The 25,105-nt window shown below is 37.4% G+C and carries 24 protein-coding genes and 3 tRNA genes; 10 read left to right on the forward strand and 17 right to left on the reverse strand.

What is annotated here, in order from left to right; all coding sequences use genetic code 11:
* Nucleotides 1-50: 50 nt before the first annotated feature.
* The gene (locus A9970_RS27205; RefSeq protein ID WP_088162907.1) at nt 51-254 is read right to left on the reverse strand and encodes a hypothetical protein; all 204 of its coding nucleotides are present in this window, start codon (nt 252-254) and stop codon (nt 51-53) included.
* Nucleotides 255-399: 145 nt separating this feature from the next.
* A complete protein-coding gene (locus A9970_RS27210) occupies nt 400-624 on the reverse strand; it encodes a hypothetical protein (protein WP_046671848.1) in 225 nt (74 codons plus the stop codon).
* Nucleotides 625-951: 327 nt separating this feature from the next.
* On the opposite strand from A9970_RS27210, the gene A9970_RS27215 reads away from it, so the two are divergent.
* Nucleotides 952-2,301, forward strand: a complete 1,350-nt coding sequence (locus A9970_RS27215) for an acyl-CoA dehydrogenase family protein (protein ID WP_220801714.1) — start codon at nt 952-954, stop codon at nt 2,299-2,301.
* Nucleotides 2,302-2,416: 115 nt separating this feature from the next.
* On the opposite strand, the gene A9970_RS27220 is transcribed toward A9970_RS27215, so the two are convergent.
* From A9970_RS27220 to rplS, 5 genes are all read right to left on the reverse strand, one after another.
* On the reverse strand, nt 2,417-3,202 hold the full coding sequence (locus A9970_RS27220) for an META domain-containing protein (protein WP_182984387.1): 786 nt from the start codon (nt 3,200-3,202) through the stop codon (nt 2,417-2,419).
* 118 nt (nt 3,203-3,320) lie between these two features.
* Nucleotides 3,321-5,147, reverse strand: coding sequence for a membrane protein insertase YidC (gene yidC, locus A9970_RS27225; RefSeq protein WP_159731144.1), 1,827 nt, complete (start codon nt 5,145-5,147; stop codon nt 3,321-3,323).
* A 39-nt stretch (nt 5,148-5,186) separates the two neighbouring features.
* Nucleotides 5,187-6,797 carry a CTP synthase gene (locus A9970_RS27230; RefSeq protein ID WP_153847237.1) on the reverse strand — a complete coding sequence of 537 codons (1,611 nt, stop codon included), beginning with the start codon at nt 6,795-6,797 and terminating at the stop codon, nt 5,187-5,189.
* Between the two features lie 123 nt (nt 6,798-6,920).
* On the reverse strand, nt 6,921-8,006 hold the full coding sequence (locus A9970_RS27235; protein ID WP_182984388.1) for a carbohydrate-binding family 9-like protein: 1,086 nt from the start codon (nt 8,004-8,006) through the stop codon (nt 6,921-6,923).
* Nucleotides 8,007-8,302: 296 nt separating this feature from the next.
* Nucleotides 8,303-8,650 carry a 50S ribosomal protein L19 gene (gene rplS / locus A9970_RS27240; protein WP_159731148.1) on the reverse strand — a complete coding sequence of 116 codons (348 nt, stop codon included), beginning with the start codon at nt 8,648-8,650 and terminating at the stop codon, nt 8,303-8,305.
* 342 nt (nt 8,651-8,992) lie between these two features.
* Here rplS and A9970_RS27245 point away from each other — a divergent pair.
* Nucleotides 8,993-9,066 (forward strand) — tRNA-Pro (locus tag A9970_RS27245).
* Between the two features lie 46 nt (nt 9,067-9,112).
* Here A9970_RS27245 and A9970_RS27250 read toward each other — a convergent pair.
* Nucleotides 9,113-11,488: an ABC transporter permease gene (locus A9970_RS27250; protein ID WP_182984389.1), complete on the reverse strand. Its 2,376-nt coding sequence runs from the start codon at nt 11,486-11,488 to the stop codon at nt 9,113-9,115.
* Nucleotides 11,489-11,924: 436 nt separating this feature from the next.
* Between A9970_RS27250 and A9970_RS27255 the strand changes: the two genes are divergently transcribed.
* Nucleotides 11,925-11,998 (forward strand) — tRNA-Pro (locus tag A9970_RS27255).
* 182 nt (nt 11,999-12,180) lie between these two features.
* Here A9970_RS27255 and A9970_RS27260 read toward each other — a convergent pair.
* Nucleotides 12,181-13,086 (reverse strand): tyrosine-type recombinase/integrase, encoded by a 906-nt coding sequence (locus tag A9970_RS27260; protein ID WP_003013320.1) that lies wholly within the window; start codon nt 13,084-13,086, stop codon nt 12,181-12,183.
* A gap of 295 nt (nt 13,087-13,381) precedes the next feature.
* Here A9970_RS27260 and A9970_RS27265 point away from each other — a divergent pair, with 295 nt between their 5' ends.
* Both A9970_RS27265 and A9970_RS27270 read left to right on the forward strand, forming a co-directional pair.
* Nucleotides 13,382-14,245 (forward strand): aminoglycoside 6-adenylyltransferase AadS, encoded by an 864-nt coding sequence (locus A9970_RS27265; protein ID WP_003013318.1) that lies wholly within the window; start codon nt 13,382-13,384, stop codon nt 14,243-14,245.
* 189 nt (nt 14,246-14,434) lie between these two features.
* Nucleotides 14,435-14,890: a GNAT family N-acetyltransferase gene (locus tag A9970_RS27270; protein WP_003013292.1), complete on the forward strand. Its 456-nt coding sequence runs from the start codon at nt 14,435-14,437 to the stop codon at nt 14,888-14,890.
* Nucleotides 14,891-15,259: 369 nt separating this feature from the next.
* On the opposite strand, the gene A9970_RS27275 is transcribed toward A9970_RS27270, so the two are convergent.
* The 8 genes from A9970_RS27275 to A9970_RS27310 form a co-directional block, all read right to left on the reverse strand.
* Nucleotides 15,260-15,934, reverse strand: a complete 675-nt coding sequence (locus A9970_RS27275; protein ID WP_003013290.1) for a hypothetical protein — start codon at nt 15,932-15,934, stop codon at nt 15,260-15,262.
* A gap of 4 nt (nt 15,935-15,938) precedes the next feature.
* Nucleotides 15,939-16,850, reverse strand: coding sequence for a relaxase/mobilization nuclease domain-containing protein (locus A9970_RS27280; RefSeq protein ID WP_003013289.1), 912 nt, complete (start codon nt 16,848-16,850; stop codon nt 15,939-15,941).
* On the reverse strand, nt 16,831-17,193 hold the full coding sequence (locus A9970_RS27285; RefSeq protein WP_003013287.1) for a plasmid mobilization protein: 363 nt from the start codon (nt 17,191-17,193) through the stop codon (nt 16,831-16,833). The genes A9970_RS27280 and A9970_RS27285 overlap by 20 nt, the downstream gene beginning before the upstream one ends.
* A gap of 70 nt (nt 17,194-17,263) precedes the next feature.
* Nucleotides 17,264-18,145, reverse strand: coding sequence for a toprim domain-containing protein (locus tag A9970_RS27290; RefSeq protein ID WP_003013284.1), 882 nt, complete (start codon nt 18,143-18,145; stop codon nt 17,264-17,266).
* A 142-nt stretch (nt 18,146-18,287) separates the two neighbouring features.
* Nucleotides 18,288-19,250: an AAA family ATPase gene (locus tag A9970_RS27295; protein ID WP_224200403.1), complete on the reverse strand. Its 963-nt coding sequence runs from the start codon at nt 19,248-19,250 to the stop codon at nt 18,288-18,290.
* 83 nt (nt 19,251-19,333) lie between these two features.
* A complete protein-coding gene (locus A9970_RS27300; protein WP_003013280.1) occupies nt 19,334-19,633 on the reverse strand; it encodes a helix-turn-helix domain-containing protein in 300 nt (99 codons plus the stop codon).
* A 157-nt stretch (nt 19,634-19,790) separates the two neighbouring features.
* Nucleotides 19,791-20,792, reverse strand: coding sequence for a hypothetical protein (locus A9970_RS27305; protein ID WP_003013276.1), 1,002 nt, complete (start codon nt 20,790-20,792; stop codon nt 19,791-19,793).
* 4 nt (nt 20,793-20,796) lie between these two features.
* Nucleotides 20,797-22,128, reverse strand: a complete 1,332-nt coding sequence (locus tag A9970_RS27310; protein WP_003013274.1) for a site-specific integrase — start codon at nt 22,126-22,128, stop codon at nt 20,797-20,799.
* A gap of 496 nt (nt 22,129-22,624) precedes the next feature.
* On the opposite strand from A9970_RS27310, the gene A9970_RS27315 reads away from it, so the two are divergent.
* The 5 genes from A9970_RS27315 to A9970_RS27335 all read left to right on the forward strand — a co-directional run bounded on the left by A9970_RS27315 (nt 22,625) and on the right by A9970_RS27335 (nt 25,090).
* Nucleotides 22,625-22,698 (forward strand) — tRNA-Pro (locus A9970_RS27315).
* A gap of 286 nt (nt 22,699-22,984) precedes the next feature.
* Nucleotides 22,985-23,380 carry a hypothetical protein gene (locus A9970_RS27320; protein ID WP_182984390.1) on the forward strand — a complete coding sequence of 132 codons (396 nt, stop codon included), beginning with the start codon at nt 22,985-22,987 and terminating at the stop codon, nt 23,378-23,380.
* Nucleotides 23,381-23,624: 244 nt separating this feature from the next.
* Entirely contained in the window at nt 23,625-24,146 is a 522-nt protein-coding gene (locus A9970_RS27325) for an RNA polymerase sigma factor (protein WP_182984391.1), read from the forward strand.
* On the forward strand, nt 24,136-24,579 hold the full coding sequence (locus tag A9970_RS27330; protein WP_182984392.1) for a hypothetical protein: 444 nt from the start codon (nt 24,136-24,138) through the stop codon (nt 24,577-24,579). The genes A9970_RS27325 and A9970_RS27330 overlap by 11 nt, the downstream gene beginning before the upstream one ends.
* A 16-nt stretch (nt 24,580-24,595) precedes the next feature.
* Complete coding sequence (locus tag A9970_RS27335; protein ID WP_182984393.1) at nt 24,596-25,090, forward strand: DUF4252 domain-containing protein; 495 nt, start codon at nt 24,596-24,598, stop codon at nt 25,088-25,090.
* Nucleotides 25,091-25,105 lie beyond the last annotated feature (15 nt).

The following is a 25,105-nucleotide window of genomic DNA, read 5'->3' on the forward strand; positions in this document are numbered from 1 at the left end:
CTCCTTGTTGAAGGAAGCTTTTTATACGGTGTAAATTCTTTTTCAGAGAATTAGTGAGCAGCTTTAGTTGAATCAACTTTAGCAGCAGCTGAATCTACAGCAGTTTTTGCTGAATCCAATTGAGTGTTAGCTGAATCTAAAGCAACGTTAGCTGAATCAGTAGCAGCGTCAGTTTTTTTAGCTGTTTCACCACATGATGCGAAAGCCAATGTTAAAGCTAAACCTAAGAAACCGAATTTGAATGCGTTTTTCATTTTATTAAAATTAAAATATTTTTAAATCTTGTTATTTAGGAGTTAATACCATTAAAGCAAAAAGGTAACCCCTATATTTATTTTTTTGAAAAAAAGAAAGGCCTTTCGTGAAAAAGGCCTTCCAAAAGCTCTATTCAGTCCTAAATTATTTTTTAGTAGCAGCTGAATCAACTTTAGCAGCAGCTGAATCAACTTTAGCAGCAGCTGAATCAACTTTAGTAGCAGCTGAATCTAATGTGTTAGCAGCTGAATCAACTAAAGCAGAAGCTGAATCTGCAGCACCTTCAGCTTTTTTCTCTGAATTGTTACAAGATGCGAAAGCTACAGTTAAAGCTAAACCTAAGAAACCGAATTTTAATGCGTTTTTCATTTTCTAATTTTCTAATTTAAATTGAAATAATTTTCTTTTTCATCTCTTAATACACGTAACCAAAAAAGGTAACCCAAAAAAAGATGTTTTTTTGGATATATTTTTAATGTGCTGTTTTTCAAGTGTATATAGTTGTGTGTGTTATTCGAAACGTTCCTGATTCCAATATTTTATTGATAAGAGATCGTACGATATAAGGTGAGATGTTGTTCATTCGTTTGTTTACCGGATAATTCCATCTGATCAATTTGTATCATGTCATTTCCAAACAATTTTCGATTATTTTTCTTATTTTAAGAAGTAAACACTTAAAAAGAAATTGCAATTATGTTTGATAAAGTAAAGAATATAATGGATTTGGCAAAATCAATAGACTTTGGCAAATTGGAAGAATTATCGAAGAAAGTGGATTTGGGAGCAGTAATGGATGCCGTATCAAAAATGGATGATAAGCAGCTTCATGGGTTAATGAAAATGCTGAGTGCAGGGAAAGAAAAAAAGGAATTACCTCCTATTAATGGTGATTTCTATGCTATGGATAGCAAATTAAACGATTCAGATCATGCATTGCAATTGAAGGTGAGGGAATTTATGGAAACTGAGGTCAAGCCAATTGTCAATAAATATTGGTTAAGAGATGAGTTCCCTTTTGAAATAGTACCGAAACTAGCAGCTTTAAATATTTGTGGCTATACCTACGATGGGTATGGCTGTATGGGGGGAAGTTCATTAATGGAAGGGATCATAGCGGCGGAGATAGCACGGGTAGATGCTTCTGTAGCGACTTTCTTTGGCGTACAGAGTGGTTTAGCCATGGGATCAATTTATATTTGCGGTTCCGAAGAGCAAAAACAAGAGTGGCTGCCCAAAATGCAGCAGATGCAAGTGATTGGTGCTTTTGGTTTAACAGAGCCTGAAGTAGGGTCGGGAGCAGCAGGCGGATTGACAACAACCTGTAAGAAGACAGCCGAAGGTTGGGTCTTAAATGGTCAAAAAAAATGGATCGGGAATTCCACCTTTTCCGATATCACAATCGTATGGGCAAGGGATCTTGATGATGGCGAAGTTAAAGGTTTTATCGTACGAAAGGATAACCCGGGCTTTTCAGTTGAGAAAATTAAAGATAAGATGGCTTTGCGTATTGTACAGAATGGTCTTATTACTTTAGCGAATTGTATCGTTCCGGAAAGTGATCGCCTGCAAAATGCAGATTCCTTTAAAGATACAGGAAAAGTTCTTCAGATGACGCGAGCAGGTGTCGCTTGGATGGCCGTAGGGTGTGCACGGGGTGCCTATGAAAATGCCTTGGATTATACGCGTAAAAGGAAGCAATTTGGTAAACCAATCGCTTCTTTTCAACTTATTCAAAATCATCTGGTTGAAATGTTGTCCAATTTAACGGCTATGCAAACGCTTGTCTTCAGGTTATCTGAATTACAGGATAAGGGTGAACTAAAAGATGAACATGCCTCGCTGGCCAAAGTCTTCTGTTCTTTACGTACGAGAGATATTGTTTCCAAGGCTCGGGAGGTCATGGGCGGAAATGGTATTCTGTTAGAATATAATGTCGCACGGTTTTTGGCCGATGCCGAAGCAATTTATTCCTATGAGGGGACAAAAGAAATCAATTCACTCATTGTTGGCAGAAGTATAACTGGATTTAGTGCCTTTGTTTAGGAGGGATCTGGCTGGTTTTTGACTTCCTGTCGCCAAATATCGCTTAATACATAAAAAGGGCGTTGTTTTTTAAACAATGCCCTTTTTAGCTCAGTTGGAGCAAAAAATGAATTTTCTATTTCCGTTTAAATCGCATAATAGCAATATCTCCCATGATAAATGTCAACGTATTCTCGCTTACACTATAGGTGTTTACCTTTTCCAATGTCGAAAAGAAGGTTGCTTCACCATTACCTTCGCAGGCCATTTTCGTTGACATAATCGGGCCAAAATTAATGGTATTTCCATTGGTTTTAAAAGTCGTATTGTAGTTATTGCAGCTACTATTTCCGTTTACTTTACCACTGGCAGCATCAAATGTCATTGTTGGTTTACGATTGGGATACAGGCCATCGAAAGCGATCCGTGGGCCAGATATATAATCAAGTTCCCAAGTTCCACTAAGTTCTTGTTTATTGTCCTGAATTAACTTAAATTTTGCCAGGGGAGCCATTTTCGCTTTGTTTAGACTAAGAATGCCATCCTTAATCGTATAATTATCTGCAGCAATCAGATTTTTGGATAAAGCTTGTTCAATAGACATATCCGGACAGGCCATCATCGTAGACATGCCTTGAGCAAATTTAACCTTTCCATTTTTTGACAATGTCAATTCTCCACCGATGCCATTACATCCTCCACTTGCACTGTAACTTTTTTCGTCCAGCTGGAGGTAAGGTATTTTGCCGTTGATCTGATCCGCTACAGGCTGTCCATTGATTTCAATCAATTGCCATTTTTTCCCAATTACTGATGACATGCTACTGTCTGAGTTTTGCTCATTCGCGTTCTTCTTGATCACAGAGCAACTTCCAAGACTAACAATTAAGATGGCCAATATGGCGATGTTTTTAAAGTTCATATTCTAAATTTTAACCTATTAACACCCTTTTTAACGTTTGGTTTGACGAAGTGCTACAAAAGTTCACAAACAAAAAAGGCTTCCAATTTGGAAGCCTTCTTTATCAGTATGATAAATCTTACGATTTGTTTTTATTTTGTTGTGCTTGTTGTTGTGCACGCATCATTTCTTCCATTTTCGTTTGGAAGCTTGATTTTTTATCTGCTTTTGGATTCTTTTTATTTTCCTCCAATTTAGCTAAGATTTTCTCATCATTAACCATGGTGCGAATTACCAACTGAGTCAAGAACGTAAATAACGCACTTAAGAAATAGTAGTAGTTCAAACCTGCTGGGAAGCTATTCAAAACAAAGAAGAAAATCAAAGGCATGATATAGCCCATATATTTCATTTGTCCTGTAGCACCAGATGTAGCGTTGTTATACCAAGTCGTTAACAATGTTGTCAATGTCATCAAGATACACATCAAAGAGATGTGGTTAAATGATCCAAAAATAGGTGCAAATGTAAACAGCGTATCATAGGTTGACATATCCTTCATAAACAAGAAGCTTTGTCCTCTCAATTCAAATAAATTTGGAAAGAAGTAGAAGAAAGCAATTGTAAATGGCATTTGTAAGACAAGAGGAAGACATCCACCAAGTGGATTCACACCAACCTGTTTGTACAATTTCATTTGCTCCTGCTGCATCAACATTTGATTGTCTTCACCCACTTTTGCTTTGATCTCATCCAGCTGCGGTTTTAATACACGCATTTTGGCCATAGAGACATAAGACTTGTAGGTCATTGGGGAAAGAATTAACTTCAACATCAATGTCAACAAAAGGATAACGATACCGTAGCTCATATGGAAACCATCCAGGAAGTTAAATACAGGTACAGTAATCCATTGGTTGATCCACCGCATAGGGCCCCAGCCCATGTTGATAATTGACTGATAATCATTTCCTTCAGCCTTCAATACATTGTATTGATTTGGACCAAAGAAGAAGTTTAAGGAATAGTTGTTGTCCTTATGATTATCAAATGCTAATTCTGCGTTTGTATTATAGAATTTGACGATGTCGGTTTCTGACGCATGTTTTACATCCACTTTTGCATTGACAAAGCCATCTTTAGCGTTGAGGATACTAGAGAAGTAATGCTGCTTGAAAGCAATCCATTGTACTTTTTTCTCCAATGGCTCGTCCGCATCTTTTGATTCGGAAAGGTGATCTACTTTATTATCTTCTTTATAATATAGTGTAGATTTCTGTCTTTCAGATTCTATGTTTTGCTCTTTTTGTCTCAACGTGGTGTTCCAGTTCAGGGTCAACGTTTTTTGACTCTGCGGAATTAAATTCTGTATCCCTTTTGTGTTAATGTCCAGGCCAACATTATAGCCTTTACCAGCAATCGAGTACACATATTCAATATACTGTTCGGCGCTGTAATTTAGTCGGAATTTTACAGATTGTTTACCTTCACCAGAAACTTGGATATCCGAAGATTCTGTATTGAAGTATAAATCATTTGTTGATACATTTTGACCAGCTGCGTTAAATTGAAAACCAAACTTATTGTCCTCACCATCAAAAAGCATCAAAGGTTTTCCATTGAAATTCTTTTCGCCTTTTAGTTCTACGGATTTAACCTTACCACCTTTTGTACTGATTTTGGCAATGATTTTCTCGTTTTCAATCGTAATGACTTTCTCCGTTCCAAATTTTGTCGCGCCAAAAGGCTTTTTCAATTCTGCCGAATCAGCAATCACTGCTGTTTGTACTGCTTTGGCTTTAGCGGTAGAGTCACTTTCGGCAGGCAGTCCTTTTTCTGTACGCGCTTTAGCCTCTTGTCTCGCTTGTTCTTGTTTGATTTCTGATTCTGAAGGCTTCATCAGGTAAAATGAACCAGTGATGATAGCAAACATCAGGACCAAACCAATTAGGGTATTTCTATCCATTTTTAATAATTAAACTTAATTAATTGTATCCTTCTATTACTACTTTGATTTTTTGTTGGCCAAAGCAGCGGCTACAAAGCTAACAAAAAGTGGGTGAGGATTTGCAACAGTTGACTTTAATTCTGGATGAAATTGTCCGGCAACGAAAAATGGATGGTTTTTCAATTCGACAATTTCAACTAATCCAGTCTCCGGATTGAATCCTGAAGCAATCATTCCAGCGGCTTCATATTGTTTTAAATAGTCATTGTTAAATTCATAACGGTGACGGTGTCTTTCAGAAATTTTTGTTTTACCATAGATGGCAAAGGCCTTGGTTCCTTTTTTAATTTCACAATCGTAAGCACCTAAACGCATTGTACCACCCATGTTGGTGATATTTTTTTGCTCTTCCATCAAATTGATGACCGGATTGCTGGTGTTGGCATCCATTTCAAAACTGTTGGCATCTTTTAATCCCAATACGTTTCTTCCGAATTCGATAACCGAACATTGCATCCCTAAGCAGATACCAAAGAACGGAATATTATTTTCACGAACATACTGAATAGCATTTAGCTTACCATCCAAACCGCGTTCACCGAAGCCTGGAGCAACCAAAACACCATCCATACCTTTTAGCTTTTCAGCAACATTTTCTTTAGTAACACTTTCAGCAGCAATATAGCTCACTTTTACTTTACATTCGTTTGTTGCGCCTGCATGGATAAAACCTTCGATAATGGACTTGTAAGCATCTGGAAGCTCAACATATTTTCCAACCAAAGCAATACTCACTTCACTTGTCGGGTTTTTGAGCTTGCCTAAAAAGTTTTTCCAGTTTTCTAGATCAGGCTCATTTTTGTTGGAAAGTTTTAGCTTGGTTAATGCAGTTTTATCAAGATTTTCCTTCAACATCAATAATGGCACATCATAAATCGTCGACGCATCGATAGATTCTACGACAGCGTTGATGTTGACATTACAGAATTGCGCTAATTTTTTTCGGATTTCTTGCGATAATTTATGTTCAGTACGACATACTAAAATATCAGGTTGTACACCATATTCCAATAAAGTTTTTACGGAATGTTGCGTAGGTTTAGTTTTAAGCTCACCAGCGGCTGCCAGATAAGGGACTAAAGTCAAATGGATAACCAGCGAATTGTTGGCTCCTAATTCCCAGCGAAGTTGTCTTACGGCCTCCACAAATGGTAAGGACTCAATATCGCCTACAGTTCCGCCCAATTCAGTGATGATAATGTCATATTTGCCGGACTCACCCAACAGTTGCATTCTGCGTTTTATCTCATCTGTGATATGGGGAATCACTTGAACGGTTTTTCCTAAATATGCACCTTCACGTTCTTGTTGGATAACGTGTTGATAGATGCGGCCTGTCGTGACGTTATTTGCTTGTGAGGTAGGGACATTCAGGAAGCGCTCGTAATGACCTAAGTCAAGGTCTGTTTCAGCACCATCTTCTGTAACATAACATTCTCCATGTTCATATGGATTTAATGTTCCTGGATCGATGTTAATGTAAGGGTCGAATTTTTGAATGGTAACTTTGTAGCCACGCGCTTGGAGAAGTTTAGCAAGGGAGGCAGCAATAATACCTTTCCCCAACGACGAAGTAACGCCGCCCGTAACAAAAATATATTTAGTCATAACAATTAAAGGATTTTCAATTTTATGTGGTCAAAATGACCAATAATAGTTGCTCTATGTACGGGATACAAAGATAGCAATTTTTATTCAAAATCAGAATTGAAGATCGCTCGATTAATTAAATTAAAAATAGATATTACCTTGGCTATCTATTGTTGTCTTTAATGTAGGTTGTGCTTTTGACTTGATTTCAATACGATAGAAATTATTACTGTTTGAAAATACAATCTCATAATTTTTGTGCTCATTTATAATTTCAGGATATAATTTGCTTAACTCCTGAATTGACGTTGCATAGCGTTTTTTATCCTTTCTATAGATCTGTTGCAGGTAAAAGATATTCCAGGTAACTTTTTCGAGCGCGAGGAATTGCTCGTCGATAGGTTGATGGTTTGTGTCGTCAACAAATTTTATATGCCCCCATCGTTCAGGGTAATGCATATTAACGAGGCCGATTGGAGACCATACCCAGTTCTCTTCAGCGAGCGTCTTACCCATATTGTCTTTTCTCTTGCTGTAGGTTGTTTCGGTGTTGTCATAATGCCACTGAACGCGTGAGAAGTTTATCTTCCAGGTTTCATTTGCTTTAATCTGATTTCCTTCGCCAAAGTATTTTAGACTTTTTACAGGTATTTTCATTTCCACAGCCCAAAATTCATCCTTGTCTTGAGGATTGTTGATGGACCCGGCATGATAGACTGCGCTTTCCATATCTTTTGTGTCCCAATTTAGATTAGCCCTGCCACCAAAGCGATAAGGTTTAGTCATCAAAAGATCCATTACGGTATTTAATGCGTTTATTTCAATCTCTATATATTCCGGAGATAATAGATTTGGCTTGAGAAAAATCTCAAAATCATTGTCATGATAGATGATTGTATCTTTTTGTCTTAAATATCCTTTGATATGAGGTTCTTGAAGCTTAGCAAAAAGGTAAAGATTTTCCTTATCCCAGAGCATCTTGACTTGTGTCTTAAAAGTAGGGGCAGGCTTGTTTGATCCCTCAATATCCTTAAAAGAATCTGTCCATATCGCTTTTGACCAGGAAGCCTCATTGTCCTTTCCATCAATGGTTATTGGATCTGTTACTGGATATACATAATAAGTTTGGGGGCGAGATTGTAATTGATGAAATTCATTCACATTTCGTTGTGCAAAAGTAAAGGTCGGGTAGATTATAAAAATGAAGATAAAAGCTATAATTCTCATCAAGATACAGTTTGATTTTTAACGGTAGCAAAGTTAAGATGGACCAATATCAGGTTGTTTTTAAATTATTGCAATCATCTACGATTCTACCTTTCAGATACGGTGCTAAAAGTAAGTAAAATGTTTTAGCGCGGCAAAAGAGGGGTGGGGTTTTGATGGACATTATTTAATTGTCCTAAATTTATTACAGAAGGAGTTTCGTGATATTACCTGCGTTTTGAAAGGCGCGGGCGATAGCGCATAAAAAAAGGCTTTGAATGAGTTCAAAGCCTTTTTTTATGCCGTGGTAGTCGTAATTAGATTCTTTTCGATTTAATACGAGCAGCTTTACCAGTAAGGCCGCGTAAATAGAATAATTTCGCGCGACGAACTTTACCGTAGCTGTTTACTACAATTTTTTCAATGTTTGGTGAGTTTACAGGGAAAATACGTTCAACACCTACACCGTTTGAGATTTTACGAACGGTAAAAGTAGCGTTAGCACCTTCGCTGTTTAATTGAATTACTACACCTTGGTACACCTGTACACGCTCTTTATTTCCTTCGCGAATTTTATAATGAACGCTGACGGTATCTCCAGCTTTGAAAGCGGGAATTTCATTCTTTACTACCGCTTGTTCTTCTACAAATTTTACTAAATCCATGATTTCGAGTAATTATTAACGATTTATATCCTGTAAAAATCGGAATGCAATATTACGACTTATTTTCTGAATATAAAAATACTTTTTAAAAAAACTATTGACTGATATTCAAATCGGATGCAAAGATATGAAAATGAAATGGATAATCTAAAGATATTTTGAATATTCCTTTGTAGGCTATATGGAGTGGGTTTTTGATTGCTAAATTCAATAGAATATGTGCTTTTTGTAAAAATATTATGCAATCAATCAGCTATTTAGTGATTAATTTTCTGTGGGGTGTTGACAAAGTCAAAAAATGATTAGATATTTGTGCCACACAAAACAAAGGTGATACCTTTTCGGGGTGTAGCGTAGCCCGGTATCGCGCCACATTTGGGATGTGGAGGTCGTAGGTTCGAATCCTGCCACCCCGACTTAAAAGCTCTAACGAAAGTTAGAGCTTTTTTTTGTTTCCTCCTTTTATTCGTCCCGCAAGCTTTTTACCGGATTAGCTACAGCTGCTCGAATGGACTGCCAGCTTACCGTAATCAGTGCGATACCTATTGTTACCAGTCCCGCGAGCACAAACATCCACCATTGGATTTGGATACGGTAGGCAAAGTCTTCCAACCATTTGTTCATGACTAGCCAGGCAATCGGCGAGGCAATTATCAAGGCAACTAATACGGGTTTTATAAAATCTCTGGACAATAAAGTAGTAACACTCGATACCGAAGCGCCAAGCACTTTTCGGATTCCGATCTCTTTGTTTCGTTTGGCGGCCGTAAATGAGGCTAAACCATATAGGCCCAGGCAAGCGATAAATATAGCTAATCCAGAAAAAAGACTGAGTATACGTTGTTGCCTCAGATCGGTTTTGTATAGCGTGTCGAATTTCTGGTCCAAAAAGCTGTATTCAAAAGGGTATAAAGGAGCTACTTTCCCAAATGCAGTCTTAATAGTTTTTAGCGCTGCAGGGAAATCTTTTGTGTTTAAGCGAATGAGGGCTACCCTTAGATCATCAGAAGGGGCAATAACTAATGCATCCATGTTTTCTTTTAGAGATAGGAAGTTAAAATCATCTATTACACCAATAATTTTTCTGGGGGATTGATCACGGATCGTATTTTTTATCCATTTTCCAATGGCCTGTTCGGGGGTAAATCCGAGCATCGATGTTGCAGTACGGTTAACTAATACAGCGCTAGTGGAGTCTGTTGGGTATTGCGCTGAAAAGTTTCGGCCTGCAATTATTTTGAGGTTCAATGTGCTTACATAGTCAAAATCGGTGAATTCCGTCCTTGATTTCCACTTCTCCCCATTTTTCCTCTCCACTTCAAACGTATGGCTATCGAAGAAGCCTCCAGGTTCACCGGACATAAAGGAGACCGATGCGATGTCGCTGCTCGCGGATAATTCGTTTTTGAATGTACGAAGGTTGTTGTATAGTTCTTCATTGTCTATTGGGATGACCACAGTCTGTTGGTCGTCATAGCCAAGCCCTAGTTCTTTTACATATTTCATCTGCTTGGAGATAATCAGTGTGCCGATGATAAGTAAAATAGATATGCTGAATTGGAACACAACCAGTGTATGTCGGAACAGTGCGCCGCCCTTGCCTAAGCGCAATTTACCTTTTAATGCCTGTATAGGGGAGAAGGTTGAAAGGTATAACGCTGGGTAACTTCCAGCTAATAAGCCTATTGTAAAGATAGCTGCAATCAAAAAAATATAGATCGGCCATGAATTCCATGGGACTGTTAGGGTGTATCCCAATAGTTGATTGTATACAGGCATGAGTAGTTGCAGTAGACACATGGCGAGTATGCAGGAGATGGTGGTTAATAAAATGGATTCTCCGATAAACTGCCCCATTAATTGAAGACGTTGTGCTCCAAGTACCTTTCTTAAACCAACTTCTTTCGATCGGTCAACTGCACGTATTGTCGAGAGATTCATGAAATTGATGCAGGCGATAATCAATATAAGAATGGCGATGGAGATAAAAATGTATATAACCTTTTTATCTCCATGTTTTGCGCTGTCAAATGCGCTATGGGATTCAAGATAGACATCTTTTAGCGGTGTAAGGGCAAGATCAAAATGGATACCCATATTGGTAGAAACTGCTTTCATATGCCTATTCATGAAATCGGGAAATTGCTTTTCCAGTTGCCTAACATCTTTATGTTCGTCAAGTAAGATGTAAGTGAATAAATTGTTGTTTTGCCAAGCTTTGAACGGTTCGGTATTGATATAATTGGATAATGGAATGATAAGATCAAATTCCAGATGCGAATTGACCGGAAGATCTTTTGCAATCCCGGTAACGGTTAATTGTTTCGTTTTGTCAAGCTGTAGTATTTTACCGATGGGATTCTCATTTCCAAAATATTTTTTCGCAGTTTTTTCCGTTAATACAACACTTGTTGGATTTTTTAAAACATTTTTTGGATTTCCCTTGATCAGCGGAAAACTAAATAGTTCAAAGAAATCGTCATCTGCAATAAAGAGTTTCTTTTCATTAAATGCAATATTGCCAAAAGAGAATAACCCATTGGCAGGCATTACCCGTACAGCTTTTTTGATATCATCGGGATAATCGGTTAATAAGGCAGTGGCATAGGGTGCAGATAAATAAGGAGCACGGTCCTTGCTGTTGTCAAAGCCACGCATGACCCGATAGATACGGTCACCTTGGCTGTGAAACTTATCAAAGCTAAACTGATTGTCGATAAACAGGAATATCATTGCACAGACGGTGATGCCTATTGTTAAGCCAAGGATATTGATAAAGGAAAAAACCTTGCTCTTAATAAGGTTTCTCCAGGCGATTTGGAAATAGTTCTTTATCATACTTTTCGTTATAAGTGTTCATTTTGACTTTATGGTAATCAATCCCGTTGAAGGATAGCCTGATTTCTATTTTTGAAAAAATGTTTAATGGATCAATTTCAAAAAAACTGCCAAAGGGCTAAAGTGTTTTTAATCAGTAGATTGCGATCTTTCTTTTTGTGGTCTAAGTGTTTGGATTCGAACACTTCATGTTCATATCCGGACATGCTACAGTTGAGAGCTCAAAAAGATTATGATTGACAGGTGAGCGTTTTATCGAAGTAACAGCTATTGGGAATAGCATTGGGTTTGATTGTATAAAGGAGAGCTATATGTGGTCCTGGCAAAGAGTATGTCGCAATGTAACAACTTGTTAGTTTTATTTTACGTTTTTCATTTGCAAATAATTTGTAAGAAGCGTATATTTGTGCCACACAAAACAAAGGTGATACCTTTTCGGGGTGTAGCGTAGCCCGGTATCGCGCCACATTTGGGATGTGGAGGTCGTAGGTTCGAATCCTGCCACCCCGACAAAAGCCACTGATAATCAGTGGCTTTTTCTTTTTTCGGACACATTTCGGACAAATTATATCTGAATATTGATTATTCAATAACCTAAGCAAAGTTAAGTTAAGCTAGAAGAATAACCCTTCTTAAAGAATGATTGGAACATAATGCTTGTTTCTATAGAGCGTGAAAAGTTCATCTTATTCTTATAAAAAATCAAGAGGGCTAGGAGTCTTTTGCTTGTCTATGTCAGTGATATGAGTGTAGATCATAGTCGTTTTTATATTTTCATGACCCAATAACTCTTTTACAATTCGGATATCGATACCTGATTGGATTAAATGTGTGGCATAAGAATGTCGCAATGTATGTACAGAGCCTTCCGACTGAACATTTGCTTTGATCAATGCTTTTTTCAGAATCAACTGTACACTTCGTTCGCTATACTTGCCACCCCTCTCACCTTCGAAGAGGTACTCCTTTGGCTTGAATGCTTGATAATAATGTCTCAAAGTCGCCAGCAATTTGTCTGGTAATGATACAATCCGATCTTTATTACCTTTGCTTTGATGGATTCTGATAATTCCATCGGAAGATTTTATGTCTTTGATTTTGAGATTCAACAGTTCGCTAAGACGTAGTCCACAACTATAGATTGTCATCAGAATAGCCTTGTGTTTTAGATTTTGAGTGTTATCGAGAATATTTCTTACTTCTTCTTTTGAAAAGAATTTAGGTAATTTAGAAAATGATCGTTTCGGGTATAAGTAATCCAGTTGGATTTTTTTGTCCAATATCAGTTCGTACATCTTCTTGATTGCGCCCACTAATCCTTTTTGATAGGAAACACTAATTTTCCCATTTTGAACTTTTTCGTTTATAAACGCCTCAATATCTGACAGTGGAATTTCTTCAAGGGAGGGATATTTGCTAACATGTTTAAGAAATATACTAGCGTAATCCTTGTACGATCTAATGGTATTGCCAGCATATCTCTGCATCAGCAATCTCTTTTCGAAGGTTTCAAGTATGATTTCGCTATTCATATCAGGGAAATAGTATTTTATAATATTTTGTTTCGCTATTTGTGCGGTTTTATTTTTTAAATACAAATATATCAATATCTTATGTAGAAAGAAAAGTCAAATAACGAAACACGTATAGGGTTGGTTAAGCGAAATTTTCCGTATATTCGTTTCGTTAAAACAGATGTTGTTAGCAATCCGCTGCGCTCCTTGCTAACAATGGCTCGGCGACTTACGTCGCTTGCCGTAAGCCGCCGCTTCGCGGACTGCTTACAACAAGCGACTTGGCTAAATAGCTCCGCTTTTGTATCTTCGATACAGCTTCGCTACTTCGCCAAGTCGCCGAGCCATTGTACGACATAGTAAAACCGAACCAAACAAAATGAAAGTCAGAGAAGAAAAGTTAAGAACAATTATAGAATGGTCGGAGAAAAACGAAGATGTAAGAGTTCTTCTTCTGACAAGTTCACTTGTAAATCCTTTAGCACTTGTTGACGAATTTAGTGATTTAGACATTGAATTTGTTTTTGAGGATAATACAAATTACATTTCAGACAAAAGCTGGACGCTTAAATTCGGAAATCCAATTGCTATGATTGAAGAAGACGAAAGTTGTTTTAACCATAAACACGCAATGAAAATGCTACTTTATGAAGACGGTGTGAAAGTAGATTTTAAACTTTACAGCAAATCAAAATTTATAAAGGAAACGCAAGAGAAAGAATTACCAGAAGATTGGGATATTGGTTATAAAATTTTAATTGATAAAGATGGTATTACAAAGCAAATGCTGAAACCAACTTATCAAATTTCCATTATCAAAAAACCGTCTGAAAAAGAGTTTCAAAATCTAATAAACGATTTTTGGTGGGACACAACTTACGTGGCAAAGTGTCTTGTGAGAGATGAAATATTCTATGCGAAATTTATGTCGGAAACCGTTATTCGCACAGAATATTTAATTCCTTTAATTGAATGGCACATTGCAAGTGAACACAATTGGAACATAACGACCAATAAATATGGACGGCTTTTCAAAAAGTATCTTAACCAGGAAATGTGGGCTAAAACAGAACAAACATTTTCAGGGAGCGATATAAAGGAAAATTGGACTGCTCTATTTTCAATGACTGATTTAGTTTCAGAAATAGGAACTGAATTGTCAAAAAAATTAGAGTACAAATACCCGGATAAATTAGAAAATGACATACGAAAATATTTAGCTGGACTAAAACCCAAAACATAACTACGTCGTACAACATCGTATTGGCAATAGGCGGGCTGAACGGCTTCGTATCAACGGAAGTGCAAAATTCAACTTCTGTTCTTCGATTAAAGTTCAGTGCTAAAAATCCCGCCCATCGCCAATACGCGGCACGTTAGCGGTCAGGCCAAAATAGCTTTATAATATAGAACAAGAGAACATCCCCGAAAAATGAAAACATTACAATTTAAACGAGCCAAACCAAACGATTCAGAACTTTTATCAGAAACCGCATTTAAGTCTAAGAAAATTTGGAACTATTCAGATGAACAGATGAATTTATGGACAAACGAATTGACAATAACAGATTCCTATATTAAAAGAAATAAAGTTTTTAAAATATTCGATAGCAAAAATTTTTTAGGTTTTTGCTCTCTTGTCTATAAGGAAAAACATATTGAAATAGACCACTTTTGGCTTTTACCTGAAAATATTGGGAAGGAATATGGGAAAAAAACTTTTGATTTCATCAAAGAAACAGCTAAAGAAAGCAGCTCGAATATTATAAGAGTTTATGCGGAACCTAATTCTAACGGTTTTTATAGAAAAATGGGTGGAAAAATAATCCAAAGAAAAGAGAGTAAAATAAAAGGACGATTTTTAAATGTCTATGAATTTGAAGTTTAAACAAAATAAAAGCCCGAACCGCTAACAAACAGTTTGCCGCAAGGGCGGTTATGGTTTAAAATTCAACGGTCGGTTTTCTTTGTACGCAAAAACCATTTATTAAACTTTTTGATTAAATTTAAAGCTTAAAAATGGTTTTTGCTCGGGTCGGTTCTGAAATCGAAGTTTTGGCTTCTTTTCCCGCCCCAGCGGCAAGCTGCAAAACGTTGTTAGCAATCCGCTGCGCTCCTTGCTAACAATGGCTCGGCGACTTACGTCGCTTGCCGTAAGCCGCCGCTTCGCGGACTGCTTACAACAAGCGACTTGGCTAAATAGCTCCGCTTTTGTATCTTCGATACAGCTTCGCTACTTCGCCAAGTCGCCGAGCCGTTATTCAGGACTGTTTAAGTTTTTGATCTCCTGACGTTTTTGGTCTATACTGTTTAATAGTTTATTTTCTTCCTCTCTTTTAATCACCAAATTATGGAATTTCTTAGGGTTAAGAGAATGAGTAGAATCGATATGCGATGTTACATGCGGTAGCTCCAATTCTATCATTCGGTAACGCATTTCATACGATTTTCTATCGTCTAATTGTTTGTTCTTCTCGTATAGAACACCGAGACCTAGCGAAATAATGGTAGATAATGCTATCATAACAATGATCAGAGGTGTTGATTTGAGATCAATGCCGTAATGATGTTTTACAATGACCTGATCAGGAATTTCAGCTATCTTTGAAACAATGTCTTTTTCTTTGATTGTTAATACAGCTAATTCCTGTCTAGTTATTGTGGAGATTTCATTAGCTACATCCTGAAGTGTCCCATAATCGTTAATGATCTTAGATAGTACATCGTTTTCTCTTTTAATAAATTGCTTGATCTGTTGTAGTAGTTCCTGATCCTTTGCTCGCATTTCATGAAATTCCTGCATTTTCTTTTCATTTTCAGAAAGTAGGGAGACAATTGTAGGCATTATTCGTACAATATCCTGCGTGATCAAGTCTGTGTTTTCCTGCAATGCGCTTACCTGTTGCTGTATATTTTCTAATTCTGTGTTCATGGTATTAACGTTTTAGTCCGTAATTCTCTTTCTTTTTTCTTTTCTTGATCAACGGATCATCTTGCTCTGGTGTAATTTCGGGGTTCGAAAATAAAGCTGATGTTATGTGACCAAGTGTTTCTCCGATATTTCTGTCTATAGAATGATCCTTCGAAACATAGCTTCCAGTAATTTGATTTAGTTCAATAGAATTATCTATGCTATTTAAAGCCTTGTCGATCTGTCCGAAGCTCAATGAGCGGTCTATGGCAGAACCCCGAAATGTCTGTTCATCTTTGATGAACGAAATACCTTGAACCTCATCCGACCCCAATCTATATTTAAACTGCATTTCCACACCTCTGTAACGGATATAATTTTGTAGTTCCTTCCAGTTTTTACTGTGTCGTATGCCTGCCTTGACGGTGTCGTAAATTTGGTATTTCGTTAGATCATTACCTTTCAGTCTACCTCTGTTGACATTTCGTTTTCCTTCGGACTGCTTAAAGCCATATAATGCATTTAATTCTTTACAAGCTTTAAAGCTCTTATACCGCTGATTGCTATTGGAGATAGTTTTGCCATGATCGTTTACCCGATTAAAAATAATATGGATATGATCATGTTGGCGGTCGTGGTGGCGCACCATTAAGCATTGGGTATCCCTAATATCTAATTTTGATAAATAACGCTTAGCTGCGGATAGCATGATGTCATTATTCAGCTTGTTTTTATCTTCTGTATTCCACGAAAGAATAATGTGTCCGACTGCCTTGCCCAATCTTGGATTCAGCATCCGCTGAAAATTAAAGTCCTGTGTGATGGTCTTTGCCGAATCCGTCCGTAATCCATTTACATGGATAATCTCACTATCTTTTTTCAGGGCGTATCCAACGCATCCGCCGAAAGATCGGCCCTCAATTATCTTCGCTATCATGGTGCAGTAGTTTATTGATACAATGGTTAATGTGATGGATCGTATTTTTGCATTCCTGTGTCACCTCAATCAGTCCAGACTGGTGTGCTTTTTTAGTTAGCTGATTTAGATTGTTCGAAGCCCCAGTAATCGCCCTAAAAGCTTTCAATTGTTCTTCGGTAAACCTAGGTGTAATTTTTCGTAGGATCGCAGATTTGCGTACCCATTCCGATTTGCTCATACCTGCAATTTTTGCATTATGCAAAACTCTGTTATGTTCGCTTTCATCGAAACGGACATTGATCCTGAACTGTTTTTTATTTTCGAGTGCGGGTCTTCCGCCTTTTTTCTTGTTATTTTTCATCTTGTTTCTTTTTAGCTGTGACCATCGGGAGCCAATCGGTTTTGGGGTCACCAAAACACAACCTTGCTTCCTACCTATTCGATAGTTTTCTTCCCGATTGAATATTTTGGGTCTGTTCTTTGGATGATGTGAAAATCAGATAGTCATTGACATCCTTGATCCTGTTGTCTTGCCTCTGCAATTCTTCCATTCCATTTTTTACGGTGTGCGTTTTTTCAAAATGGCTTCGCAAACTGTTGTACGATTTTAAACCACTGCTATCTGTGTCCAGATAGCTTGTTATTCCGTTATGTCGCCCTAAGAATGGATATGCTTTTTGCAGATTGGCGGTCGTATTCAGGATACAGAAGTTCGTATTTAGATACGGCTTACCTGCATTCTTTTTTAACGTCATAAAGGATAGCAGATCCGTGAAGCCCTCAAACAAAACAACATCTTTGTTGCCGTTATCGATCGTGGTGATCCCCTTTGTCAATAGGGAGCGTTTATCATAGCTGTTGCGCAGTTCGTATCCACCTGCATCATTCTTAAAACTTGCGGCAAAGTACGTCTGTCCTTTTGCCGTCCGGTAATAGATTTCCTGACAGTATACTCTGGCAATTTCAATATCTATTTTGCGTACGTCGGTCAGATAGTCTGTCAGAGCTTTGTTTCCGAGAGGCTCAACGGAAAGGATGGTGTAAGCGCGTTCATTTTCTTGTTGCATGACCTGTACTTTATCCAATACGGTCTGCTGGTGAAAAGAAAAGATATTTTTTCTTTCATCAGCCCAATCTAAAACAGTTGATAGGTTTTCCGTATCCAAAAACTTCATCAGGAAGTCAATGTTATTTCCTCCGAATCCTTCCGAATGCGAGTACCAGATATTCCTATGGATATCCAACTTTGTCGAAGCCGTTCTTTCGTCTCCTCCATTGAATGGGTTTTTAAACCATGCTTCACGGCTGTTCATCCTTGCGCATGGTATCTGTAGATAATTTAATATGGATATGAGCGGTATGCGCTTTAATTCATCACATGTCATAATCTTAATTTTAAAGTAGGTTTAGTTTAGTCTATTACTATATAGGGGCGGACTAAACTAAACCTGTTTTTTAATAATAGAATTCAGGGTTGAACCGGTAGGTCTTATCGTTTTTGATGACCATCCGTTTGTTTTCCAGAAATGTCTTCAGCTGTTTGGCTTTATTGATGCCGAAATTGAAGCCCTTTGCCAGATACGCATTCCGTAATCTGCCAACATATTCATCATATGTGCAGGTTATTTCACTGCCGTTGAACATTTCCTGTAACACTTCCCGATGGTTCTCTTTGGAAAGCTCCTGATAGTCGAATCCCTTTCTCGATACTGTACCTGACAGGTCAAAGTTCTCATCCAGTACGGGCAAACCATCATCGATAAAAAAGGTAAATGGCTCAAACTCGATATCCCTGATGAACTTTGGCGCCACGGTGCTGTAGTTTGTATCCAGATCGCTTTTGGTGACCTGTAATATGGATTCAGCCTTATTGTTCAATTCTGTCCCCAAATGCCCTCTGGTGTTGTCATCACCCTTGTTTAGGTGCAGTACGGTATGGATGTGTATATTCAGCTCCTGTGACCATTTCATCAGCTTGCCGGTAATTTCGGTCGCTTCCGTAGCATTATTGATGTCGTAAACAAGATCCCTGATCCCGTCTATGATGACCAGACATATTTTGCCCGCATATTTGGACAGGGCATATTCGATGATACTTATGCGCTCTTTAGTGGGGTATTCCCTCAGGGATATAAATTTTAGGTTTTCATGGACTTCCGTTGTCGGGTAATTTATGAGTTTGTAAACCCTTGAAATCAACCTGTGGCAATGGAATCTGCTCTGCTCCGTATCGCAGTACAGTACCAATGGACGGTTTATGGGAACTTTGACCTTATACTGTAATATCTGTTTTCCGCTCAATGCAGCAGCGACCAATGAAATCACATTGAATGTTTTCCTACTCTTGGCCTTTCCGGTGGATGCGCTGAAATTTCCTAATGTACCGATAACGGAATCGGAATTGCTGATTGTTATCATGATCGGAGGTTCTAAAAATTTATCTGTTATTTTTACTATAGCCCTATCCAATGCAGTGGCTATGTCCTGGTTAAACGAGATCATTATTTACCTCCTTTGTTATGGTTGAAGTTCGTCATGGATGCCATAACATCTTCTTTGTTGAAGTAAATGCGCTTTCCCATACGTTTATAGGGAATACGCCCCTGTTTCATCCATTCGGTCAGGCTGACAAGGGAAATATCAAGCTCGTTTGCCATTTCCTTTTTGGTCATTAGTTTTGTCGGTTGCTTTTTTTGCGGAGGATCGTCCATATTACCAACCTTTGAAATAAAAACCTGTAGTTCTTCCCTAACTGCATCCTTGACACAATCTCTAAGGGCATTTCGATCCAGTGTAATCATACTTTGCTCATGTTTATCAATTTAAGAATGTCGAAGTCATGGCCACTTTCTTCGTTTAATTAACTTGACACAAAATTGGGCAAGCAAGACCACAAAAAATGCCGTTCAGAATTTTGAACGGCATCTCTGCAAGGGGGTGGTATGATTTATCTTCTGGCTATTCAATTGGAATAATTTTGAATTTGCGATCTGAATTGTCAATGTCGGTGGGTTTACCGTCACAAAAATAGTTCTCTACTGTTCCGAATGGAATTGGCTTATCATGTTCCAAAAAATGATTGGAAATGATTTTTGCCCATGTTATATGGGCGTTAGTCCCTAGGAATGTTTCTGCTTTTCCGTTGATTATTATCTTTGCTTTCATAAATTCATCAAACAACGCGATCAGATTAAGTTTGTCGCCGTTCAGTATATTGATTTTATGATGATCCAAGGAATTCAATCGGGATTTCTCTTTTTTGAGCTTTTTAACCTGTTCTTTAAATTCATCCAATTCTTTTAATGTCGTATTATACTGTGCTAGCAAACGATCGAGATTTTGTTTCTGGATGAATTGCTTTTTTAATTCTTCCTGTTCCTCTTTGTTCGAATCTAGATAGTTCTCCAGAATAGTTTTTATGGTATTTATATTGGATTCTGTACTTGCATTGGATGAATTGGCAAGTTTCGTAAATGCCGAATCGATCAATTCCTGTGTCCGCTGGAATTCTATTTGAGTTTTGCTCTTTACTTCTTGCAATAGTTGCTCGCTGACTATCTCATATTTTTTTGACAGACTTACCGTGAAATTCCATCGGTCATATTTGGGAAGGATATTCTCGATGAAATACTGGAATTTCTGTATTCTAAGGTCGTTTCTTCTTTTCTGTGTCGCCGACAGCTTTTCCTGTGATTTGCTTCTTTCCTTTTTTAGCTCGGAATTAACAGTCTGCCATAATTCTTTAAAAAACTCTCTGCCGTCAGTATCGTTGAATTCAGCTTTGTAATAGTTGAAGTGGCGCAAAAAGAGATCTTCAAGTTGACTCTCTGGAAGTCGCTGAACTTTTATAAGAAAGTGTACATCCGCATGCGTATCGTTCTTGGAAAAAGGGACGCCCACGTCCAATGGATGCGGATCAAAGTCAAACGGTTTTCTTCTTCTGAAATATTTACTGTTCATAATTTTAAAATTTGTTCAGTGCATCGATTAACGAATCCGTGTTTGCCGATTCGTATTTCATTAAAGTCCTTATGTCGGAATGTGCGGTCAGTTTCTGCACAAGTGTAATGGGTACGTTCCTGCTCAATAGGTTCGTTACCATTGATCTTCTGCCGACATGGCTCGATAGGAAGTCGTACTTCCTTTTTTCTATCACCAGCTTTTGCTTACCTGAATACCTTGTGATCTTTATGATTTCGTCCATTCCTGCCAGTTTGCCGACAGTTTTGATATATTCATTGAACTTCTGGTTGGATATCTTGGGCACGGAGTAACCGATACGCTCCAAGATATCCTTTGCTGGGGCAATATACCCCTCAAAAGGTACGATCACCCTTTTTTTGACTTTTACCGAAATGAAGTCCCAAGCATTGTTTTTTATGTCCTTTGGGTCAAAGTTGATCAGATCCTCAAATCTTTGCCCTGTGTAGCACAATAGACAGAACAGATCCCGTACCCTTTCCAGACTGGGTCTGTCCGAAAGATCATGGTTCATCAGTTTCTGTATTTCGGATTCTGACAGGGCAATGATCTCATTGTAGGCTTTCTTCTTAAAGTTTGTCTTCTGGGTCTTGAAGACATCGGGATGCACCAAATAATCATTGTCGTTGCACCACTTTAGGAATACCTTTAACGTGGAGATGTACTTGTGGATGGTGTCATTCAGCAAGCCCTCTTTATCTCCATCGTTCGTGTTCTTTTTCCTGCTTAGAAATACCTCAAACTGATCGAGAAATTTACCGTCCATTTCCCTAAGGATAAGTTTTGTTCCCTTATGCTTCTCAAAATCCTCCAATCCCTTAAAGACTGTCCGGTATTCTTTTAACGTACCCTCTTTGACAAAATTGGATTTGTAGGAAAGGAACTGGGTTTTCAGGTGGGAAATGGATATTTCACTATTGACGGCATTGTCCCTGTCAATACAGTCCTGTACAATCTGTTTATAATCCTCTTTGGAAAGAAACTGGTTTGTTTCTTTTTTTCGCATTGCTTCCCTTGTACAGCAGTTTGCAAGGTTGTTCAGTTCAACATTGAATTCCAACGCTCCGCTGGCACTTGGTTTAAGCCTTTCCTTTTCAAAATCCCAACTTTTGGGCAATATCTTATAGTTTGTCCTGTATTTTATCCTACAGGATTTATCCGGTGAAAAGAAGAGATACAGTGCAGTGGGCGATGGATTCCAGAACTTTTGTGCAAGGTTCTTCTTTTTCCCTCCAACCTTTGCCAATTCCTGTTTGACCTTTTCAGGCGAAATATCGGGATTATAGGGCTTATCTAAATAAAAATTCACTTTCATATTTCTCGGACATATTTCGGACAGAAATGCTTAATATTACCATATTTTACCTTTGTAAGGTTAGGTAAAGATAGGTAATAAAATTTGTAAATACCTAATAATCAGAGTAAAATAAGAAAAGTAAAAGTAAGATATGATAACGGTTCGAATCCTGCCACCCCGACTAAAAAAGCTCTAACGAAAGTTAGGGCTTTTTTTGTTTCAAGGCAGGGTGCGAACCTACGACCCTTAAGATACTAGGAAGTTCGATTCGTAGGCGACTCAGGGTTGTGCTGGGAGCTATATGGAGATGAGTCGAATTTGTTTCAAGGCTTCACTAGGTGTAATAAAAAGGGATTTTTCAATTTTTTGCTTTGTAAAATGATCTGATTTTTAATCTTATTTTTAAATTATTTTGCAATAAGTCAGTCTATTAGGTGCTTTGTGAAGAATATTTTTGAAAAAAACATATTTTTAGTGTACTTTTGTGCCACACAAAACAAAGGTGATACCTTTTCGGGGTGTAGCGTAGCCCGGTATCGCGCCACATTTGGGATGTGGAGGTCGTAGGTTCGAATCCTGCCACCCCGACTAGAAAAGCTCTAACGAAAGTTAGGGCTTTTTTCGTTTTTTTTTATATCAAAATGAACTAAGGAATATCAAGGATTTTATGCCTTATTCCACACGCTATTCTTTTATTGTTATTATTATTTTAAGTATTTGAAAAATCAATATTTTGATTTTTTATGGCCTTTTGTTGCTGTTGGGTTTTTGAGGAGCATAAAGATCACAAAATAGGTCAGAAAGGAGCAGAGTGTATGAAAAGCCAACATACTTTCAGTATTCTTTTCTTTCTAAAGAAGGATAAGGTCAGCGGGTGAAAAGCCCCTCTTTATGCCTTATTGCAGTTAACGGTCAGTTTGCCGACTTCTCATTAAAAGAGCGAGTGCAAATCGCCGCTTGGAACCAAAAGAAACAGGAGCTTAGTGGAACAGATGATGACCATCGTATAAAAGAAAAAATCCGTGTCACGGAAAAGGACATCAATACTACGTACGGTGACCTGAAACTAGCTAAGTGTTCCCTAAGTCCCGAAACAGTTAAAGCTAAATATCTCGGTGAGGAAGATAATAAACAAGTCACTCTTCTATGGCACAAAATTGTCGTAATGAATAAAGGACAGATAGTTGAAATCGGAACCCATAAAGAACTAATATCAAAGCAAGGTTATTATTTTTCATTAGTTAAGGATCAGATTGAACTGGATTGCTGATAAGATTTACCATTATTAGCATTTTACCTTAAAATATTATTTTAATCTTCATCACCAAGAAACTAGCGAGATTCTTTTCGACGTATTATATGATATAATCAATGGAATAATTTTTTAAATTCCTGTAACATTTTTGATTGTCATTTTGTCTTCCTTTTAAAATAGATAGAATGGAAATGAAATAATTAAAATCATTTTTTTAATTCTTGTAACTTTTTTATAAACCATTTTGTCTTCTTAGTAAATGCAACAAACACAAACAAAATATGACCAATTTTTTTCGATCCAGAAGAAGCTATTTAGGTTTGCCGTATTCTTAGCTGATAATAGGGAAGAAGCAAAAGACCTGCATCAAGAAACTATGTTAAAATTGTGGGAGAAACGTGCAGACTGGGAAAAGCTTGAGAATATGGAGGCCTATGCAATAAGGGCTACAAAGAATATTTTTTTGAATTGGAAAAATAGAGTACAAAGAATGCGGGTATTGAGTACCGAAGAGATTTCAGAGGATCTGTATAAGGGACAGCTACCCGAAATTGAGTCGAAAATAAATGTTTGGGATCTGAAAGTAAAATTTGACGCAATGACAAGAGGTTTGCCGGATTTGCAGAAGCAGGTTATGTTTCTTCGAGAGGTAGAAGGTTATGAGTATAATGAGATTGCCGAATTGATGTCAATTTCTTTATCTAAGGTAAAAATTAGCCTATTTAGGGCTAGGAATTTTATAAAAGAAAGAGTTTCTAAAATAAAGCGATATGAAAGATAGAGATGTGGAATATTTGATGGAAAAATACTGGAATGGTGAAACGACCATAGATGAAGAAATAATGATCAAAAAGTATTTTTCTGAAATGGAAGTAGATGATAATTCCTTAGCAGGAATGTTTAAGTATTATGAGCTACTTGGTGAATTAGAGACAGATATAACGCCTGTCGAGGAAATTAAATTATTCAGCTTAGGAACAGAACCGAAGGTAAAGAAAATGATTAATTATGCTACGATTGCTAAAATAGCGGCGGTATTGATCATTGGAGTTGGCTTATATTTTACAGCAAATTATCATTATAGTGGTTTGCAAGAGAAAAAGGAGCAGGAAATGGCCAAAGAGCAGTTTGAAAATGATTTAAAGGAATTGTCTGAGTCATTGGCTATGGGGAAAAAGGAATATCAGGAATCTATAGGTGAATTAAGATATTAAAATAAAATTATAAGTCATGGGAAAATATAAAAAAGTATTACTGTTTGTAATTTTGCTATTCCAAATAGTATCTGTTACAGGACAAACAACATCTAAAGGAAATAAGGGAAATATCATAGATCTGGTATTCTCAGATTTGGCTAAAGATCCCTCGAATAAATTGTTTATTATGGGGGAAGCCATGTTGAATGAAATTAATGATAAGAATGGTTGGTCACGGAAAGAGACTTCTAAAATTGCTCGGTCAATCAATTCATATAAAGTTCTAACAATTGAAATAAATAATCATGGGGCTGGACTGAAGTTATTTAGAGAGATTGAGTCTGAAATACACAATTATCCAAGTTATAAAAAGTATCTTCAGGAAGAAGGCCATCGTTATTCAATTATTTATACCAAAGGAACTAACCCGAAATTCTCGTCAGAAATAGTTATCGTATACTTGAGGGATAAAAAACTTCGTATTTCAAGCTTTGCAGGCGACAACCTAGATGTCAAAGGAATGTACTAATCTCTCTATTACCTT

The sequence above is a fragment of the Sphingobacterium sp. UME9 genome (assembly GCF_014170215.1).
GTDB lineage: Bacteria > Bacteroidota > Bacteroidia > Sphingobacteriales > Sphingobacteriaceae > Sphingobacterium > Sphingobacterium paramultivorum.

What these genes read in the sequence shown, in the direction of transcription:
- A9970_RS27205 (WP_088162907.1), bottom strand. Translation starts at nt 254, where the DNA reads ATGAAAAACGCATTCAAATTCGGTTTCTTAGGTTTAGCTTTAACATTG.
- A9970_RS27210 (WP_046671848.1), bottom strand. Translation starts at nt 624, where the DNA reads ATGAAAAACGCATTAAAATTCGGTTTCTTAGGTTTAGCTTTAACTGTA.
- A9970_RS27215 (WP_220801714.1), top strand. Translation starts at nt 952, where the DNA reads ATGTTTGATAAAGTAAAGAATATAATGGATTTGGCAAAATCAATAGAC.
- A9970_RS27220 (WP_182984387.1), bottom strand. Translation starts at nt 3,202, where the DNA reads ATGAACTTTAAAAACATCGCCATATTGGCCATCTTAATTGTTAGTCTT.
- yidC (WP_159731144.1), bottom strand. Translation starts at nt 5,147, where the DNA reads ATGGATAGAAATACCCTAATTGGTTTGGTCCTGATGTTTGCTATCATC.
- A9970_RS27230 (WP_153847237.1), bottom strand. Translation starts at nt 6,797, where the DNA reads ATGACTAAATATATTTTTGTTACGGGCGGCGTTACTTCGTCGTTGGGG.
- A9970_RS27235 (WP_182984388.1), bottom strand. Translation starts at nt 8,006, where the DNA reads ATGAGAATTATAGCTTTTATCTTCATTTTTATAATCTACCCGACCTTT.
- rplS (WP_159731148.1), bottom strand. Translation starts at nt 8,650, where the DNA reads ATGGATTTAGTAAAATTTGTAGAAGAACAAGCGGTAGTAAAGAATGAA.
- A9970_RS27250 (WP_182984389.1), bottom strand. Translation starts at nt 11,488, where the DNA reads ATGATAAAGAACTATTTCCAAATCGCCTGGAGAAACCTTATTAAGAGC.
- A9970_RS27265 (WP_003013318.1), top strand. Translation starts at nt 13,382, where the DNA reads ATGAAAGTCAGAGAAGAAAAGTTAAGAACAATTATAGAATGGTCGGAG.
- A9970_RS27270 (WP_003013292.1), top strand. Translation starts at nt 14,435, where the DNA reads ATGAAAACATTACAATTTAAACGAGCCAAACCAAACGATTCAGAACTT.
- A9970_RS27275 (WP_003013290.1), bottom strand. Translation starts at nt 15,934, where the DNA reads ATGAACACAGAATTAGAAAATATACAGCAACAGGTAAGCGCATTGCAG.
- A9970_RS27280 (WP_003013289.1), bottom strand. Translation starts at nt 16,850, where the DNA reads ATGATAGCGAAGATAATTGAGGGCCGATCTTTCGGCGGATGCGTTGGA.
- A9970_RS27285 (WP_003013287.1), bottom strand. Translation starts at nt 17,193, where the DNA reads ATGAAAAATAACAAGAAAAAAGGCGGAAGACCCGCACTCGAAAATAAA.
- A9970_RS27290 (WP_003013284.1), bottom strand. Translation starts at nt 18,145, where the DNA reads ATGAACAGCCGTGAAGCATGGTTTAAAAACCCATTCAATGGAGGAGAC.
- A9970_RS27295 (WP_224200403.1), bottom strand. Translation starts at nt 19,250, where the DNA reads ATGATAACAATCAGCAATTCCGATTCCGTTATCGGTACATTAGGAAAT.
- A9970_RS27300 (WP_003013280.1), bottom strand. Translation starts at nt 19,633, where the DNA reads ATGATTACACTGGATCGAAATGCCCTTAGAGATTGTGTCAAGGATGCA.
- A9970_RS27305 (WP_003013276.1), bottom strand. Translation starts at nt 20,792, where the DNA reads ATGAACAGTAAATATTTCAGAAGAAGAAAACCGTTTGACTTTGATCCG.
- A9970_RS27310 (WP_003013274.1), bottom strand. Translation starts at nt 22,128, where the DNA reads ATGAAAGTGAATTTTTATTTAGATAAGCCCTATAATCCCGATATTTCG.
- A9970_RS27325 (WP_182984391.1), top strand. Translation starts at nt 23,625, where the DNA reads ATGCAACAAACACAAACAAAATATGACCAATTTTTTTCGATCCAGAAG.
- A9970_RS27330 (WP_182984392.1), top strand. Translation starts at nt 24,136, where the DNA reads ATGAAAGATAGAGATGTGGAATATTTGATGGAAAAATACTGGAATGGT.
- A9970_RS27335 (WP_182984393.1), top strand. Translation starts at nt 24,596, where the DNA reads ATGGGAAAATATAAAAAAGTATTACTGTTTGTAATTTTGCTATTCCAA.